Source organism: Baekduia sp. Peel2402 (assembly GCF_052567285.1).
The window spans coordinates 336092-352578 of sequence record NZ_CP199582.1; the positions used below are offsets into that span (position 1 = coordinate 336092).

Genomic DNA, 16487 nt, shown 5'->3' on the forward strand with positions numbered 1-16487 from the left:
TTTAGAAGAGCGCTTCCTGCACGGCGGACGGAGGCTCTGGGTGACGGCGCGCCGTCGTAGCCGGTCGCGCCCGCGAGCCCATCTGACGGCGGAAGGCGCGGTCGAACGGGCGCTCGTCGGCCGGGTCGCGGCGAAACGGCCGCGCCGCGGGCGCGCCGGCGCGAACCAGTAGCCGGGCAATCCGGTCGCGCTCCGGCGGCTGGAGGTACGCGCCGCGCGCGTACAGCTCCTCGTAGTGCTCGACCAGGTCCGGCCGATAGGCCCGCAACCACTCCATGAACACGCCGCGGACCTCCCCGCGCAGGTGAAGGCCGATCCCGCCGATGCTCGTGGCGCCCGCGTCGATCGCGGTCTGGATGATCTCCTCGACCTGCTTGGGGTCGTCGTTGATGCCGGGCATCAACGGCGCGACGAGGATGCCCGTCGGGATCCCGTTGCGGTTGAGCTCGGCCACCGCCTCCAGCCGGGCACGCGGGTTCGGCGTGTGCGGTTCGGTCGCCCGCCACGCCTTCTCGTCGATCGTCGGGATGCTCAGGCTCGCGCTGATGTCCGTGACCGCGGCAATCTCCTTCAACAACGGCAGGTCCCGCAGCACCAGCGGCGACTTCGTCAGCACCGAGCACGGGTTGCGGAAGTCGCGCAGCGCTTCCCAGATCCCGGTCATCAGCTTGTACCGCCCCTCCACCCACTGGTAGGGGTCGGTGTTGGTCCCCATCGCGATGTGCTCGCCCTTCCACGACGGCCGCTTCAACTCTGCCCGCAGCACCTCGGGCACATTGACCTTCACCACGATCTCGCGCTCGAAGTCCTTGCCGGCGTCGAAGTCGAGATAGGTGTGCGTGGGACGCGCGAAGCAGTTGTGGCTGATGACGCCGTTGGCGATGAAGTCCCCGGTGCCCGTCGTGATGTCCATCAGGCGCTGTGCACCCTCCAGCGGCTCGATCGAGACGACGTCGAGCTTCGCGTCGGTCTTCAGCGCTTTGCCATTAAGCGACCGCTTGCGCGTGATCGCGGGATCGACGAGCGCGAAGAAGCGCAGATGCTGGACGAGCCCGCCGCGGATGCGGACGTTTCGGCAGCCGTTCGGGCGCGCGGGCTCGACGACGCAGTCGAAGCCAAGACGCCGCAGGCAGCGCTCGATCATCTGCAGGATCTCGGGATCCATGTTGGCGATGCGCAGGATTCCGCCGCTCCACGAGCCCTCGGCGTCGAATATCCCGGCTAGGAAGCCCTTGCACCAGTCGAGGTGAGGATCGTCCGGCCAGCGGATGAGGTCTTTGATGCTCCAGACACCGTCGCGCCGACCGGTCCGGATCTGGCGCATGGGCCGCCCGGGGTTGGCGAACGCGCTGAGGTGCGTGTGGACGTCCTCGCCCGCCAGATATGCCCGAGAGCGCAGGAGCGCCTCGTCGTCGGCGAGAGCGAGCCGGAAGCGGTCGCTGATCGAGTAGACCGGTTCGCGCCGACGCTGCGTGATGGCGACCGAGAACGAGCCGTCCCCGCGGACCATGCCGCACAGGTACCCACGCCGGTAGTCCTCGTCCTTCAGCGGCCCTTCCGGCAGCGCGCCAAAGCCCATCAGCGAGTTCCCGGTCGTGAGGTATGGCCTCTGGCTTGGGCCGCTCATCGCGCCCTGCACGAACTTCCAGCCGCGGTCGCTGAGAAAGCGGTGATCACCGCTGGCGATCAGCTCGGTGCCATCGGCGAGCGTCACCCGGAAGGCCGGTTTGACGGTCGACCAGACGTCGCGAACCTCGGTCGTCACAAACCGCCGGTACGCTCCCGATGTACGCGTGCCCACGATCTCATCTCCGGGGTGCAGATGGCGGATCTCACGCTCAGATCCGTCAGCCATCAGCACTTTGGTGAGTGGTCCCATGCAATAAACGCAGGCATGGCTGCATCCGCGGTACGGATTGATCGTCCAGCGGAACGGCATGCGGGACGCCTCGGGCACGCGGTTGAGCGCGGATTTGGCGTGGATCTCGTAGAAGCGGGTCTGGAGGGCCTCGGGTGCGTCGAAGGTCCGGACGACCGCTGGGTCCTTGTAGCCGGGGAGGCGGGTGCCCTCGGAGGCGTCGATCTTGAGGTTGTCCCAGCGCATGCGAACGCATGTTCGCACATCGTGGCGACGGAAAGCGAACGGGTGTTCGCTACGACGAGAGGGTCGGCCTCGTCTTACACGAGGGCGCGCGCCAGCAAGGACATCTCGCCCGCCAGCGTCTGCGAGGTCGCGCGGACGATCTCGACCGGCACGATCTCCCCCGCCTCGGCCAGCCCGGTGAAGTTCACCGTCTTGCCGTGGCCAGAACGGCCGCGTAGGCGTGAGGGGTCGGTGCGGGATGGGCCCTCGACCAGCACGTCCAGCGTGCGGCCGACGAAGCGCTGCGCCCGCTCGTTCGCGCGGCGCTGAACGACTTCAACCAGGCGGTCCATGCGCGCGACCGCGACCTCGTGGTCGATGAACGCGTCGACGAACTCCGCTGCCTCGGTCTCACGCCGCGGTGAGTAAATGAAGGTGAACGCGCCGTCGAAGCCGACCTCTTCACAGACCTCGAGCGTCTCCTCGAAGTCCGCCTCGGTCTCTCCCGGAAAGCCGACGATGATGTCGGTGGTCAACGCGATGTCCGGGTTGTGCTCGCGGATCAGCGCGACGCGGTCGAGGAAGCGTTCGCGCGAGTAGGTGCGGCGCATGGCCTTCAAGATCCTCGACGACCCCGACTGCAGCGGCAGGTGCATGTGCGGCATGACGCTGTCGAGCGTCGCGTGCGCGAGGACGACGTCCTCCTTCATGTCCTGCGGGTGCGGCGAGGTGTAGCGGATGCGCTTCAAGCCGTCGATCGCGTCGAGCTCGTGCAGCAGCGCCGCGAACGAGGAGCGCGGCGCCGGCGGCGCGATCGCCCGGCCGTACGCGTTGACGTTCTGCCCCAGCAACGTGATCTCAGTTACGCCGCCCGCGACCATCTCGCGGACCTCGGCGACTAGCTCGTCCAGCGGCCGGTCGACCTGGCGCCCGCGCGTGGACGGCACGATGCAGTACGAGCACTTCATGTTGCAGCCGGCCGAGATCTGCACCCAGCCCTGGAAGTCGCGCTCGCGCGCTGCCGGCAGGTGGCCGGTGAAGCCCTCGAACTCGAAGAATCCCTGAGCGGTGAGAGAATCAGACGTCAGGAACTCGGCGAGCTTGTGCACCTGCCCCGGCCCGAACGCGACGTCCACGTACGGAAACTGCCGGAAGACCTCGTCCTTGACCGACTGCGCCCAGCACCCGCCTACGCCGATGATCACGTCACCGTGCCGCGCGCGCTTATAGGACGCCGCCAGCTGTAGGTAGGAGATGAACCGCGAGTCGGCCTTCTCCCGGATCGAGCACGTGTTGAACAGGATCAGGTCGGCGTCGCGCTGCTCGCTGGCCTCTGTGTAGCCCAACGACCCGAGCATGCCCTTCATCCGCTCGGAGTCGTGCTCGTTCATCTGGCACCCGAAGGTGGTGACGTGGAAGGTCTTGCTCACGACGCGCCTGAGGGTACCGGGACCGCCGCGCTACTTCGCGTAGTCGACGGCCCGCGACTCGCGGATGACCGTCACCTTGATCTGCCCCGGGTACTCGAGCTCCTTCTCGATCTCCCGCGCGATCTTGCGTGCCAGCGCGTTGGCGCCGTCGTCGGTCACCGCGCCGGGCTCGACGATGACGCGGATCTCGCGTCCGGCCTGCATGGCGTACACCTTGTCGACGCCGTCGTGGCGGGTGGCGAGCTTCTCCAGGTCGCGCAGGCGCTTGACGTACTGCTCCAGCGACTCGCCGCGCGCGCCTGGACGTGCCCCCGAAAGCGCGTCCGCCGCCTGCACGATCACGGCCTCGACCGTCTGCGGCTCGACCTCGTTGTGATGGGCCTCCATCGCGTGCGCAACGGCCTCAGCCTCACCGTGGCGCCGCGCGAGGTCGCCGCCGACCAGCGCGTGCGGGCCCTCGACCTCGTGCGAGACGGCCTTGCCGATGTCGTGCAGCAGCGCGGCACGACGCGCGGTCTTCTCCGACGCGCCCAGCTCGCTGGCCATCAGCGCCGCCAGGTGCGCGCATTCGACCGAGTGCGCCAGGACGTTCTGCCCGTAGGACGTGCGGAACTTCAGTCGGCCCAACACCTTGACCAGGTCGGCGTCCAGGCCCTGGACGCCAGCCTCGAAGACTGCCTCCTCCCCGGCCTCGATCATGTGGGTCTCGAGCTCGGACTTGGCCTGGTAGTAGGTCTCTTCGATCCGCGCCGGATGGATGCGCCCGTCCTGGAGGAGCTTCTCCAGCGTCAATCGAGCGACCTCGCGCCGGACGCCGTCAAACGCGCTCAACACGACCGCGTTGGGCGTGTCGTCGATGATGAAGTCGACGCCGGTGAGGTTCTCCAGCGCGCGGATGTTGCGGCCCTCGCGGCCGATGATCCGGCCCTTCATGTCGTCGCTCGGAAGCTGGACGACGCTGACCGTGGTCTCGGCCGCGTGCGAGGCCGCCAGCCGCTGCATGGCAACCGAGAGGATCGACCGGACGCGCCGCTCGGCGTCGCGCTTGGTCTCCTCGTCGACCTGACGTAGGACACGCGCGGCGTCGTGGCGCGCGTCGTCCTCCACGTCCTTGAGGAGCGCCTGCTTGGCCTGGCCGGCGCTGAGGCCGGCGACGCGCTCCAGCGCCGACTCGCGCTCGGCGCGCATCCGCTCCAGGGAAGACGCCTCGGCGCGCAGGTGCTGGTCGCGGCGTTCGAGCTCGGCTTCGCGGCGGTCGAGGTCGGCGCTGCGACGGTCCAGCGCGGCCTCGAAGGCCTGTGTTCGGGCGGCGTTGCGCTCCAGGTCAGCAGCCCGGCGGGCGAGCTCGGCCTCCTCGGGCGTCGGCCCGGCGGCGGCCGCGACGGCGACCACGGGCACGTCTGACCCGGTGTGCCCCGCAGGGACGGCCGTGAGCGCGGTGACGGCGGCCGGCTTCTGCCGTCCGTACACGAGCGCCGCGACGACGATGGCGACTCCGATGAGCGCCGCGCCGATCAGGGTTTCCATTGTGGGGTGTCCTCTCCCCAGCGGCCGATGGACGGCGGTCGCTGGTCTCCGGTGCTGCGGTCGGGGAGCGGGCGTCGCGGCCGCGAGGACGCGGAGGGCACTGGGTTCGGGTGCTGCGGTGGCCGCGGCGCGCCTTTTAGAAGGATGCTGCGAGGTGGCGCGGCGCGGCCAAGGTGCGTTTGGGCTGCTATTCGGTGAGTTCGGGCGCCCTGCGGTGGTGACGTTCGCTCGGGGCGGATCGTAGTACCGAGGGCGTTGCGCGTGCAATCAGCCTGACCGCGCGGTCAGGCGACCCGCTTGGCGCCGACGAAGTGACCGCCCCAGTAGGCGTCGAAGATCGCGTGGTTCATCACGCCGTGGGTGGTCGCGGAGACGACCGTCGTCGCGCTCGTGGCGATGCCGACGTCCGACGCGCCCGGGCCCGCGGTGTTGAAGAACACCAAGTCGCCGGCCTGGATGTTGGACTTGGAGACCGCGGTGCCGGTGCCGTACTGGGCGAAGCTCGTGCGCGGGATCGAGACGCCGGCCTGGCGGAAGGCCCACGAGGTCAGGCCGGAGCAGTCGAAGGACGACGGGCCGGAGGCCCCGTAGGAGTACGGCGCGCCGACCTTGGACATGGCGGCGGCGACAGCGCCCTGGGCGCCGCTCGCGCTCGCCGTCCGGGTTGTGCTCGTAGTCTCGCTCTCGGCGGCGGTCGCCGTTGAGCCGCTGACGCCCAGCGCGGCGAGCGTCGCCGGGCCGACCACGCCGTCGACGGTCAACCCGTGCGCGCGCTGGAAGGCGCGCACGGCCTTGCGGGTCTGAGGGCCGAAGACGCCGTCGGCGGCGAGGCCGAGCTTGGCCTGGACGGCGCGCGTGGTGGCCGGGGGGAGCGTGGACTTGAGCGATGCGGTTGTGGCGGTGGAGGCGCCCTCGCCCGCCATCGCCGCGCGCGTGAGCGGCCCGACGATCCCGTCGGCGACCAGGCCGTGCGCGCGCTGGAACTTCTTGATGGCCTTCTTGGTCTGCGGGCCCAGGACGCCGTCGGCGGTGAGCCCGAGCGCCTGCTGCACCGCGCGGACCCCGTCGGTGGTGGTCGTCGTCGCGGTTGCGGCCTGCGCGGCGCCGATCAGCGGTCCGGTCTGGCCGACGATGCCCGCGGCGATGAGCGCCGCCGAGATCCTCGCGGTCGCGGTCTTGGGCAAGGCAATCAACTTGGCTGTGGCCGCCGCGCGGCGCCGGCGCGAGCGCGCGAGCGAGCGGTCCCACAGCTCGGGCAGGGCGAGGTCGCGGACCCCGGGCGGGTCGGCGAAGATCGCGAATCGGTCGTCCGTGAGGATCCGGGCGTCGGCGGCGTCCATCAATTGCTCCCTGTGGTGGCGGCCTACGAGGTGAGCTGACGGGCTCGCGCATGTGCATGCGCTACGCCGCGATGGAACGCTGCGGCGATTCGCCCCGTGGACCGGCCATCGTGGTCGGTCCGAGTGGGTCCCCCGCTCCCGGAGCCGCTGAGGCGCCGGGACTCGGCCTGTGCGTGCAGGTATGTCGGCGATCAGAACTCACGGCCGCGCCGCAAGTTGCGGTCCGGGTTATGACATCCCGCGGTTGAGGCGATAGACCACGTGCGGGAGCCCGGCGTGGACGGTCTCGCCGGTGTGCTCCATGCCGAGCTTCTCCATCACCGCGCGCGACGCCGTGTTGCCCATGGTCGTCTGCGCCACGAGCTCGTCGAGCTCCAGGACCTCGAACCCGACCCGCACCGCCTCGCGCGCCAGCTCGGTCGCGTAGCCGTGCCCCCAGTGGTCGGGGTCGACGAACCACATCAGCTCGATCTCGGGGCGCCCGTCGACCTCGTCGTGGCGCAGGCCCGCGTACCCGATGGGTTCACCGCCGACGAGCATCGTCCACGGCCCGAACCCCCACCGCTCCCAGTGCGCGATCGCATCACGCAGGAACGTCTCGGCCCGGTCAGCCGTCCGCAGGTGCTCCGGCCAGACCGCCTCGTCCACGCGCGCGTCGGTCCAGATCCGCTGGTAGGCGCCGAGGTCGCCGGGCTCGGGGCGGCGGCCGGCGAGGCGCGCGGTGGCGACGCGATCAATGCCGAAGTCGAGGGGCATGGAGTGCGGCCAGGCTATCTCGCCGCGCGGCCGTCGATCTCGAGAAACGGCCCTCCTGGGGCCTCAAGTCGAGATCGCGTCGAGGTCTTCGCGGCCGCGCGTCGGCCGCGCGTCGGTGTCTGCGTCGATCAGTCGCGCCCGTAGGCGCGGATGACGTCGTAGGCGAGTTCGAGCTCGTAGCCCTTGCGGACGAGGAAGCCGAGGGCGCGGTCGCGGTCGCGGTCGGTTTCGGGTGGGACGCGGAAGCGGCGCGAAAGGGTGGCGAGCGCGGCGTCAAACTCGGAGTGGGTCTCGCCGGTGGTGGTGTCCGGCGCGTGGAGGGCGGCGGTGATGTGCGAGGCGTCGATGCCGGAAGCGACCAGCTTGCGCTCGATGCGCTCGTTGCCCCAGTGGTCGAGCGTGCGGCGGTCCTCGACGAAGCGGCGCGCGAAGCGGGCATCGTCGAGGTAGCCCTGCTCGAGCAGCTCGGTGACGGTCTGCTCGATCGTGTCCGGCTCCACGCGCTTGGACTCCAGGTGCCGCCGCACCTCGAGCACCGTGCGATCACGGAACCCGAGGTAGCGGTAGCTGAGGTCCAGCGCGTGCTGGAGACGTGCCTCCGGGTCGAGCGCGCGCTCGGCGGTGGTCACGTGACGGCTCCTGTAGCGCCTAGGCCGTGGCCGGGGTCTTCCGCTCGGCCGTGATCTCGCCCGTTGCCGGGTCGACGCCCTCCGGGACGGCGTCCCGATCGATCTCGGCGACGAGGTCGCGGTTGAAGTCGAGCGCCTCATAGATCTTGGCCTCGATCTCGGCGCGCAGCTCCAGGTGCTCGTCGAGGAACTTCTTGACGTTGTTGCGGCCCTGGCCGAGGCGGTCGTCTCCGTAGGAGAAGAACGACCCGGACTTCGAGACGATGTTGTGCTCGATCCCGAGGTCCAGGATGCACCCTGACGTCGAGATGCCGGTGCCGAACTCGATGTCGAACTCCGCCTGGCGGAACGGCGCCGCGACCTTGTTCTTGACGACCTTGACGCGGACGCGGTTGCCGACGGCCTCGGTGCCGTCCTTCAGCGTCTCGATGCGGCGGATGTCCAGGCGCTGCGACGAGTAGAACTTCAGCGCGCGACCACCCGGCTGGGTCTCCGGCGAGCCGAACATGACGCCGACCTTCTCGCGGATCTGGTTCGTGAACAGGCACAGCGTCTGCGTGCGGTTCAGGTTGCCCGCGAGCTTGCGCATCGCCTGGGACATCATGCGCGCCTGCAGACCGACGGTCTGGTCGCCCATCTGGCCCTCGAGCTCAGCACGCGGCGTCAGCGCCGCGACCGAGTCGACCGCGACCAGGTCGACGGCGCCGGAGCGGACGAGCATGTCCGCGATCTCCAGCGCCTGCTCGCCGTAGTCGGGCTGCGAGACCAGCAGCGAGTCGATGTTCACGCCGATCCGCTGGGCGTACAGGGGGTCCATTGCATGCTCGGCGTCGATGAACGCGCACACGCCGCCCAGGCGCTGGGCCTCGGCGAGCACGTGGTAGACGAGCGTCGTCTTACCGGAGGACTCCGGGCCGAAGACCTCGACGATGCGGCCACGGGGCATGCCGCCGATCCCGAGCGCGAGGTCGAGCGACAGCGCGCCCGTCGGGATGGCATTGACCTTGACCTGGGCGCCCTCGTCGCCCATGCGCATGATGGAGCCCTTGCCGAACTGGCGCTCAATCTGTGTGAGAGCGCCGGCAAGCGCGGTGTCGCGGGCCTTGATGGCCTTCTCGTCGGTGGCGGGCATAGCGGTGTGAGACCTCTCTCGAAGCGGTAGTGAGTGGCAGTTTGCGGGGTGGGTCGGACGGAACCGAACCGTACGCATGTTCGTGTGGCCGTACGGGCCCGAAATGTGCCGAACCAGCGGACTCTCAGGCTTCGAACGTCGCCTGCGTCAGCGCTTCGTAGCGCGCCGGTCCGCCGCCGAGGAACGAGCGCATCAGCGTGATGCCGCGCACGTCGAGGTCGAGCTGCGGCGTTGGCGGGAGCGGCAACGCGGTCGGGGCGGACCAGCCGTGGCGAACGCGCGCGACGGTCAGGTGCGGGCGGAAGCGCCGCTCCTCGCGCTCGTAGCCGAGCTTCTCCAGCCCGTCCCAGACGGTGGTGTGCAGCGAATCCAGCGCGGCCGCGTCGTCGTTGACCGCGACCGTGAGGACGTGCGGCCGCCGCGGCGAGAGCCACAGCGCGGCCCCGGTCGAGAGCGCGGGCGCCGGCCAGCCCGAGAGCGACTCGACCAGTTCGGACAGCGGGCCGATCTCGTCGAGCGAGCGGTGGCCGAGGAACGCGAGCGTCAGGTGGACCTGCTCGGCGGCGACGACGCGCATCCCGCGGTCCCCAGCGACCGCCTCGCGCGCCCATGCGACGAGCGTGCGACGGTCCTCGTCGCCGAGCGACACGGCGATGAAGAGGCGAGCGCTCATCGCGCGGTGACCTCGACGGAGGCGAAGGCGTCGATCGCGGTGTGCGCCGAGCTCATCGCGCCCGGAGGCTAGAGGGTCGGGCGGAGGCTCAGCCGTCGCTCTGGCCGAGCAGGATGCGGCGAACGAGGTGCAGGGCGACGGTCGTGGACCGGTCGCGGACGTCGAAGCGGTTGCCGGGCAGCTGGAGGCGGCGGGTGATGCGGGCGCCGTCGCCGGTCGAGACCGAGAAGCAGACGGTGCCGACGGGCTTGTCCTCGGTGCCGCCGTCCGGGCCGGCGACGCCGGTGATGCCGATGCCGACGTCGGCGCCCAGGGCAGCGCGGGCGCCGTCGGCGAGCGCTTCGGCGACCTCGACGGAGACCGCGCCGAAAGACGCGATCAGCGACGCGTCGACGCCGGCGAGCGCCGTCTTGGCCTCGTTGGAGTACACGATCACGCCGCCGAGGACGTACGCGGACGAGCCCGCAAGGTCGGTCAGCCGGCCGGCGACCAGGCCGCCGGTGCAGGACTCGGCCGTTGCGATCGTGCGGCCGGAGTCCTTCAACAACGTCGCCACCTGCTGGTCGACCGACGTGCCGTCAGTCGAGAACAGATCGCGCGGGTGACGCTCGGCGACCAGCGCGGCGAACGCCTCGTACACGTCCTCCTGCGGCGGCTCGTAGCGCGTGACGACCTCGACCTCGCCACGCCGCAGGCAGGTGGTGATCTCCAGCGCGTCGAGGTCGATTCCGGCCTCGCGCGCCTTCAGCATGGTGTTGGCGATCTCCGACTCCGGGATCCCGAACAGGCGCAGCATGTGCTGGCGGTAGACCGTGGCGCCGGCAGCGGCGGTGCGGAAGGCGTCGGTCTCGACCGCGACCGCCCACATCGGCTGCAGCTCGCGCGGCGGTCCGGGCAGGACGACGATGGTGGGACCCGCGACGCCGTCGCGCGGCGGCACGACGAGCCCCGGCGCCGTGCCGACCGGCTCCAGCACGGTCGCGCCGTCGGGCACCAACGCCTGCTTGCGGTTGGAACGGCGGATGGCCTCTTGATCGAGATCAGGCCACCGCGACATGAGGCGTTCGAGGATCGCCCAGATCCGGCCCTCCAGCGCCTCGTCCAGCGCCAGCGGCCGCCCCTGGAAGTCGCCGACCACCTGCGCGGTCAGGTCGTCCTCCGTCGGCCCCAGCCCGCCGCTGGTGATGATCAAGTCCATCCCCGCGCCGGCGAGCCACCCGAGCGCGTCGCGGACGTCCTGCGGCCGGTCCCCCACGATCACGTTGTGCGCGACGTCGATGCCCAACTCGCGCAGTCGCTCCGCCAGCCACGGCCCGTTGCGATCCACGACGCGGCCCGTCAGGACCTCGGTCCCGGTCACGACGATCCCCACACGGACGCTCATGCGCAGTTCTCCACCGAGTCGGCGCTCACGCTCTTGAACGACCCCTTGCTGATTTGGAACGCCACCGGCGACTTCTGCGGCACCTTGCGCGACTTGCCGTTCACGCGCACCGTCGCGTTGCCGTTGCCGAGCAGCAGCTTGAACGAGCGCGACCGGAACGGCCCCGCGGTCTGCCCGTCGTTGAGCGTCACGCCGTTGATGCGCTTGGCGCCGTCGCGGTCGACCAGGCACGCGAAGACCTGGCCCGTGGCCGCGATCTGCACGCGCACGAGCTTCGACGACGAGGACGACTTCTTCGACGACGAGGACGACGACTTCGTGGTCGACGTCTTGGTCTGCGACGCCGGCACCTTCGTCGTGGTCGTCCGGTCGGTCGCGGTCGTCGACGCTTGGGTCCCACCGCCGCTGTCGTCGTCGCCCCCACCGGTGGACTTCCCCAACGCGTAGAGCGCCGCGATCAGCAGCAGGACGATCACGCCGATCACCAGGCCGGGCGGGATCCGCCGCGGCTCCCGCGAGCGCATCGGTCCGCCGCCACGACCACCTCGTCGGCGCGGCGCGCCGATCGGCATCAGGTCGTGATCCGACGGCCGCTCGTGGCGAAGCTTGTACTCCTCCAACAGCAGCTTGGCGTCGAGCCCAAGCGCCTCGGCGTACGTCCGCAGAAACGAGCGCACGTACGCGGGACCTGGCAACAGGCCCCATTCCTCGTTCTCCAACGCGCGCAGGTACTTCGCGCGGATCTTGGTCTCGGCTTCGATCTCCGAGATGTCGATCCGCGCGCGCATACGCGCTTCGCGAAGGGTGGCCCCGATCTCCGGCATGGTGCTCGGAGGCGCAGTCTATGGAGCCTGGTCCTCCGGCTGGTCCTCGGGCTCTGGCGAGGCCACCGCGGTGGCGTCGGGATCGGGCGTCGCGGGCGCGATGTCGCCCCGCTCGGTCAGCGCCGCGAGCATCCGCGGGAGGTCGGACGCGGTGATCAGCACCTGCCGCGGCTTGGAGCCCTCGTAGCCGGAGATCACGCCGCGTCGCTCGAGCATGTCCATCATTCGGCCGGCTCGCGTATAGCCCAGGCGCATGCGGCGCTGGAGCATCGACGTCGACGCCGTCCCCATCTCCACGACCAGCTCGATCGCCTCGGCCAGCAGCGGATCCTCGTCCGGGTCCTCGCCGTCGCGGTCGCCCTTGCCACCGTCGTCGGCGCTCTCAGCTTCGACCTCCTCCAGGAGGTCCTGGCGCAGCTCGGGCTCGCCCTGGCGCGCCCAGAACTCGGTGATCTGCGCGATCTGCGCCTCGTCGATGTAGGCGCCCTGGATGCGCTGCAGCTTGGAGGAGCCGACCGGCGAGAACAGCATGTCGCCCATGCCCAGCAGCGACTCGGCGCCGTTCTGGTCCAGGATGACGCGCGAGTCGGTCTGCGACGACACCGCGAACGCGATCCGCGACGGCACGTTGGCCTTGATCATGCCGGTGATGACGTCCACGCGCGGGGACTGCGTCGCGAGCACGAGGTGGATGCCGACCGCGCGCGCCTTCTGGGCGATGCGGATGATCGAGTCCTCGACGTCGCCCGGCGCGACCATCATCAGGTCGGCGAGCTCGTCGATGATGCAGAGGATGTACGGGAGGCGCTTCTCGCCCTCCTCCTCGCGCACGCGGTTGAGCTCGTTGAGCGAGCGCGTGCGCTTCATGGCCATGATTCCGTAACGCCACTCCATCTCGCGCACGAGGTTCTGGAGCGCGTTGGCGGCCTGGCGCGGCGAGGTGATCACCGGCGTCAGCAGGTGCGGCACGTCCTCGTAGTGGTTCAGCTCGACCTGCTTGGGGTCGACCAGGACCAGGCGCGCCTCGTCCGGCGTCGCGTTGAGCAAAATGGAGGACAACATGCCGTTGATGCAGGCTGACTTGCCCGCGCCGGTCGTGCCCGCGACCAGGATGTGCGGCATCTTGGCCAGGTCGGCGCCGATCGCCTTGCCGGAGACGTCCTTGCCGAGCCAGACCGTGAGCGGCGAGTAGCCCTCGGGCCGCGCGCGGAAGACGTCGCCGAGGTGGACCGTGCGGCGGTCGCGGTTGGGGACCTCGATGCCGACGGCCTGCTTGCCGGGGATCGGCGCGAGGATGCGGATCTCGGTGGCGGCCAAGGCGTAGGCCAAGTCGTCCTTGAGCTGTGAGACCCGCGACATCTTCACGCCCGGTGCCAGGCGCAGCTCATAGCGCGTGATGTGCGGGCCGGACACGGTCCCGACGACCTTCGCGTCGATCTTGAAGTGCGACAGCGCCTCGACCAGCGACGCCGCGGTCTTCTCGTTCTGCGACGTGTCGGGGCGGACCTGCTCGCTCGTCGAGCGCGTCAGCACGCGCGCGTCCGGGACGATGTACTCGATCTCGTGGTCCTCGTCGTCGCCGCGCGCCGCGGGCAGCTCGAGCTGGCGCGGCTCGTAGTCCTCGTCGTCCTCCAGCGGCTGCTCGATGTCGGGGAGGTCGTCGGTCGCCATGACCGCGTCGTTGACCTCGGCGTCCTTGGCCGCCTCCTCGGGCGTGGGCTCCGGATCGGGCTCGGCGTCGGCGAAGGGATCGATCGGCGGCACGACAGCTTCAACGGCGGCGTCGGCGTCCGGCTCAGCGCCCTTCTTCTTGCGCGACTTGGTGGCCTTGACCTCCGGCTCGCCCTCGGGCTCCTCGCCGAACAGGTCCGGGTAGCGCTCGCTGCCGTCCAGCGACGGCGCCTCGACGTGGGTGGCCTTGACCACCATGTCGTCGGCGAGCGCCTCCTCCCCGGGCACCTTGACGCGCGGCTTGCGCGTGCGCGTCGCCTTGACCTCGGGCTCCGGTGCGACGGCCTCGGGGCGCGCCGCGCGCAGCGCGCGCGTCGACTCGGCGACCGTGCCGGCCACGGTCCCGCCCGTCGCCTTCAGGATTCCGGCCAGCGACGCGCCGGTCAGCAGCAGCGTGCCCGCCAGGAACAGGAACAGCGCGAAGATGTGGGTGCCGATCGAGCCGATCAGCGTGTGCGAGACGTAGAACAAGGACTCGCCGAGGTAGCCGCCGCGGTCGCGGATGAAATCCGGGTCCCAGTAGCCGTCGCGGATCGTGTCCGGGCCGAGGCCGAGCGTCCCGGCCGAGAACATCAGCGCGAGCGCCAGCGTGAAGCAGATCCCGCCGGACTTGAACGGCCGCACCGACGGCAGCACCGGGCGCAGCACGATCACCGCGCCCGCGCAGATCACGCCGATCGGCGCGACGTAGCGCAGCTGCCCGATCATCAGCGCCAAGCCGTCGACCACGCCGTCCCCCGCCTGGCCGCCGTCCCAGCCGGCGTAGAGCGGGAACGCCAGGAAGACGCCGCAGGCGACGAGCGCCAGCCCGAAGAGGTCGAGGTGGCGCTGCTCGATCACCGGGACGCGCGGCGCCCACGTCGCTGAAGAGCGTCGCGCCCGTGCGCGCGAGGACGCACTGCCCTTGCGGGCGGGCGCGCGCTTCTTGGCGGCGCTGGTGGAGGTCTTGGACTTGGGCGCAGCAGGCTTGCGCTTGCGCGGGGCGGGCGTACGGGTGGTGGCCATAACTCGGACCCTCACCTTCGACGCGGCGCGCGCCGTCCCTCCCGCGGCCGGCGATCAGACGGACACGCGCGGGCGCAGCAGATCCCGCAGCGCCTCGGGCGGCATCGGCCGCGCGAAGTGGTAGCCCTGCCCGGTCCCGCAGCCCAGCTCGGTGAGGACCGCGGCTTGAGCGGCGTCCTCGACGCCCTCGGCCACGCACTCCAGCCCGAGCCCATCGGCGAGCTTGACGACCGCGCTGATGATCGCGGTGTCCTCGGCGTCGGCGACGACGCCGTCCACGAACGACTTGTCGATCTTGAGGATGTCGACCGGCAGGAGCTGGCGCAGGTGGCGCAGCGACGCGTGGCCGACGCCGAAGTCGTCGACGGCCAGCATCACGCCCAGCGTCCGCAGGCGCGCGAGCATCGCGCGCGTCCCGGCGACGTCGGCCAACAGCGCGGTCTCGGTGATCTCCAGGCAGAGGCGGTGCGCCTTCAGGCCGGTGCTGGAGAGCGCGTCGCGCACGACGTCGGCGAAGCCGTCGGAGACCAGCTGGCGCGGCGAGACGTTGACGGCGACCTCGACGTCCTCCCTCCCCCAGCGCATCGCCTCCGCGCACGCCTCGCGCAGGACCCACGCGCCGATCTCGTCGACCAGCCCGAGCCGCTCGGCCATCGGCACGAACTCGCCCGGGGAGATCGTCCCCAGCTGCGGGTGGCGCCAGCGGATCAGCGCCTCGACGCCGGAGATCTGCTCGCCCGGCAGCCGGACCTGGGGCTGGTACTCGAGGCGCAGCTCGCCGTTGGACAGCGCCTCGCGCAGGCCGCCCTCCAGCGCCAGGCGCCGGACCGCGACCGCGCGCAGCGAGTCGTCGAAGGCCTCGCAGCGCGCCTTGCCGCGCTCCTTGGCGCGGTACATCGCGACGTCGGCGTCCTGCAGGAGCTGGTCGGCGTCGAGGTGCAGCTCGCCCGCGACCGCCACGCCGACGCTCGCGGTCACGAACCGCGGCTCGCCGTCGAGGACGATCGGCGGCGTGAGCGTCGCGGCGAGGCGCTCGGCGACTGCCATCGCGTCGGCGGCATCGACCACGTCGGCGACCAGGATCACGAACTCGTCGCCGCCGAAGCGCGCGACGACGTCCTCGGGGCGCAGCCCGTCGCTGAGACGGTCGGCGACGGTCTCCAGGAGCCGGTCGCCGGCGCCGTGGCCGAGCGAGTCGTTGACGAGCTTGAAGTCGTCGACGTCGACGAACAGGACCGCGACGTGGCCCGGCGCGCCGGCGCGGCGCTCGGACAGCGCGCTCTCGACGTGCTCGGCGAACGCGCGACGGTTCGGCAGCCCGGTCAGCGGGTCGTGCGTGGCGCGATGCGCGAGCGCAGCGCGGGCGCCTTGGGCGGCGCGCCGCGCCAGCTCGTTGGAGCGCCAGGACACCAGGTTGACTCCGGCCAGCGCCCCGATGAACGCCGCGTGGATGCCGGCCCAGCGCCACGGGTGCGCAATCGCCGCCGAGTGCGTCCCGTACACCGACTGCGGGTCGAGCGCGCCCATGAGCCCGTGGTGGACGAGCACGTAGGCGATCGCCAGCAGCCACGGGATCCAGTCCTCGTACAGCGACAGCAGCGCGACGACGACGAAGAAGTGGAAGTGCGCCTCGGTCACGCCGCCCCAGAGGTGCGTGAAGATCGCCGAGCAGGTGACCAGGCCGAGCGCGCCGATGGACGCACGCGCCCGCGGGCGCAGCGCCCGGTAAGACGCGCCGGCGGCGGCGATCGTGATCGGCAGGACGTCAAGCAGGCAGTGCGGGAGCGCATACCCGCGCGCGACGCCGAAGGCCGGCAGGAGCACGACGTGCAGCCACAGCAGCGCGACCACGGTGCGGTGCCGCGCCTCGAAGGCGGCAGGGGGAAGCGTGCCGCCTGACGGCAGCCAGCGACGGGTCCTGCCCCTATCGCCGTCTGGGAACAGCAGCACGTATCTAGGAATCGGCCGCTGTT

Annotated in this window: 12 protein-coding genes and 1 riboswitch; all 12 genes read right to left on the minus strand. The window is 70.8% G+C overall.

Annotation, left to right across the window (positions count from 1 at the left end; translation table 11 throughout):
- Window position 1: 1 nt before the first annotated feature.
- The gene (locus ACT01A_RS01715) at window positions 2-2104 is read right to left on the minus strand and encodes an LAGLIDADG family homing endonuclease (protein ID WP_445150514.1); all 2103 of its coding nucleotides are present in this window, start codon (window positions 2102-2104) and stop codon (window positions 2-4) included.
- A 74-nt stretch (window positions 2105-2178) separates the two neighbouring features.
- Window positions 2179-3513 carry a tRNA (N6-isopentenyl adenosine(37)-C2)-methylthiotransferase MiaB gene (gene miaB, locus ACT01A_RS01720; RefSeq protein WP_445150515.1) on the minus strand — a complete coding sequence of 445 codons (1335 nt, stop codon included), beginning with the start codon at window positions 3511-3513 and terminating at the stop codon, window positions 2179-2181.
- A gap of 30 nt (window positions 3514-3543) precedes the next feature.
- Window positions 3544-5040, minus strand: a complete 1497-nt coding sequence (gene rny, locus ACT01A_RS01725) for a ribonuclease Y (RefSeq protein ID WP_445150516.1) — start codon at window positions 5038-5040, stop codon at window positions 3544-3546.
- A 284-nt stretch (window positions 5041-5324) separates the two neighbouring features.
- Complete coding sequence (locus tag ACT01A_RS01730) at window positions 5325-6380, minus strand: C40 family peptidase (RefSeq protein ID WP_445150517.1); 1056 nt, start codon at window positions 6378-6380, stop codon at window positions 5325-5327.
- Between the two features lies 1 nt (window position 6381).
- A riboswitch (cyclic di-AMP (ydaO/yuaA leader) is annotated at window positions 6382-6558 on the minus strand.
- A gap of 50 nt (window positions 6559-6608) precedes the next feature.
- Window positions 6609-7136 carry a GNAT family N-acetyltransferase gene (locus tag ACT01A_RS01735; RefSeq protein WP_445150518.1) on the minus strand — a complete coding sequence of 176 codons (528 nt, stop codon included), beginning with the start codon at window positions 7134-7136 and terminating at the stop codon, window positions 6609-6611.
- Between the two features lie 128 nt (window positions 7137-7264).
- Window positions 7265-7765 (minus strand): regulatory protein RecX, encoded by a 501-nt coding sequence (locus ACT01A_RS01740; protein ID WP_445150519.1) that lies wholly within the window; start codon window positions 7763-7765, stop codon window positions 7265-7267.
- Window positions 7766-7784: 19 nt separating this feature from the next.
- Complete coding sequence (gene recA / locus ACT01A_RS01745) at window positions 7785-8897, minus strand: recombinase RecA (RefSeq protein WP_445150520.1); 1113 nt, start codon at window positions 8895-8897, stop codon at window positions 7785-7787.
- A gap of 124 nt (window positions 8898-9021) precedes the next feature.
- Window positions 9022-9570 (minus strand): RNA 2',3'-cyclic phosphodiesterase, encoded by a 549-nt coding sequence (thpR, locus tag ACT01A_RS01750; protein WP_445150521.1) that lies wholly within the window; start codon window positions 9568-9570, stop codon window positions 9022-9024.
- Between the two features lie 88 nt (window positions 9571-9658).
- On the minus strand, window positions 9659-10954 hold the full coding sequence (locus ACT01A_RS01755; protein ID WP_445150522.1) for a competence/damage-inducible protein A: 1296 nt from the start codon (window positions 10952-10954) through the stop codon (window positions 9659-9661).
- Window positions 10951-11778, minus strand: a complete 828-nt coding sequence (locus ACT01A_RS01760; RefSeq protein WP_445150523.1) for a helix-turn-helix domain-containing protein — start codon at window positions 11776-11778, stop codon at window positions 10951-10953. The genes ACT01A_RS01755 and ACT01A_RS01760 overlap by 4 nt, the downstream gene beginning before the upstream one ends.
- 18 nt (window positions 11779-11796) lie before the next feature.
- Window positions 11797-14514 carry a DNA translocase FtsK gene (locus tag ACT01A_RS01765; protein ID WP_445150524.1) on the minus strand — a complete coding sequence of 906 codons (2718 nt, stop codon included), beginning with the start codon at window positions 14512-14514 and terminating at the stop codon, window positions 11797-11799.
- Window positions 14515-14568: 54 nt separating this feature from the next.
- Entirely contained in the window at window positions 14569-16365 is a 1797-nt protein-coding gene (locus tag ACT01A_RS01770; protein ID WP_445150525.1) for a putative bifunctional diguanylate cyclase/phosphodiesterase, read from the minus strand.
- Between the last annotated feature and the right edge of the window lie 122 nt (window positions 16366-16487).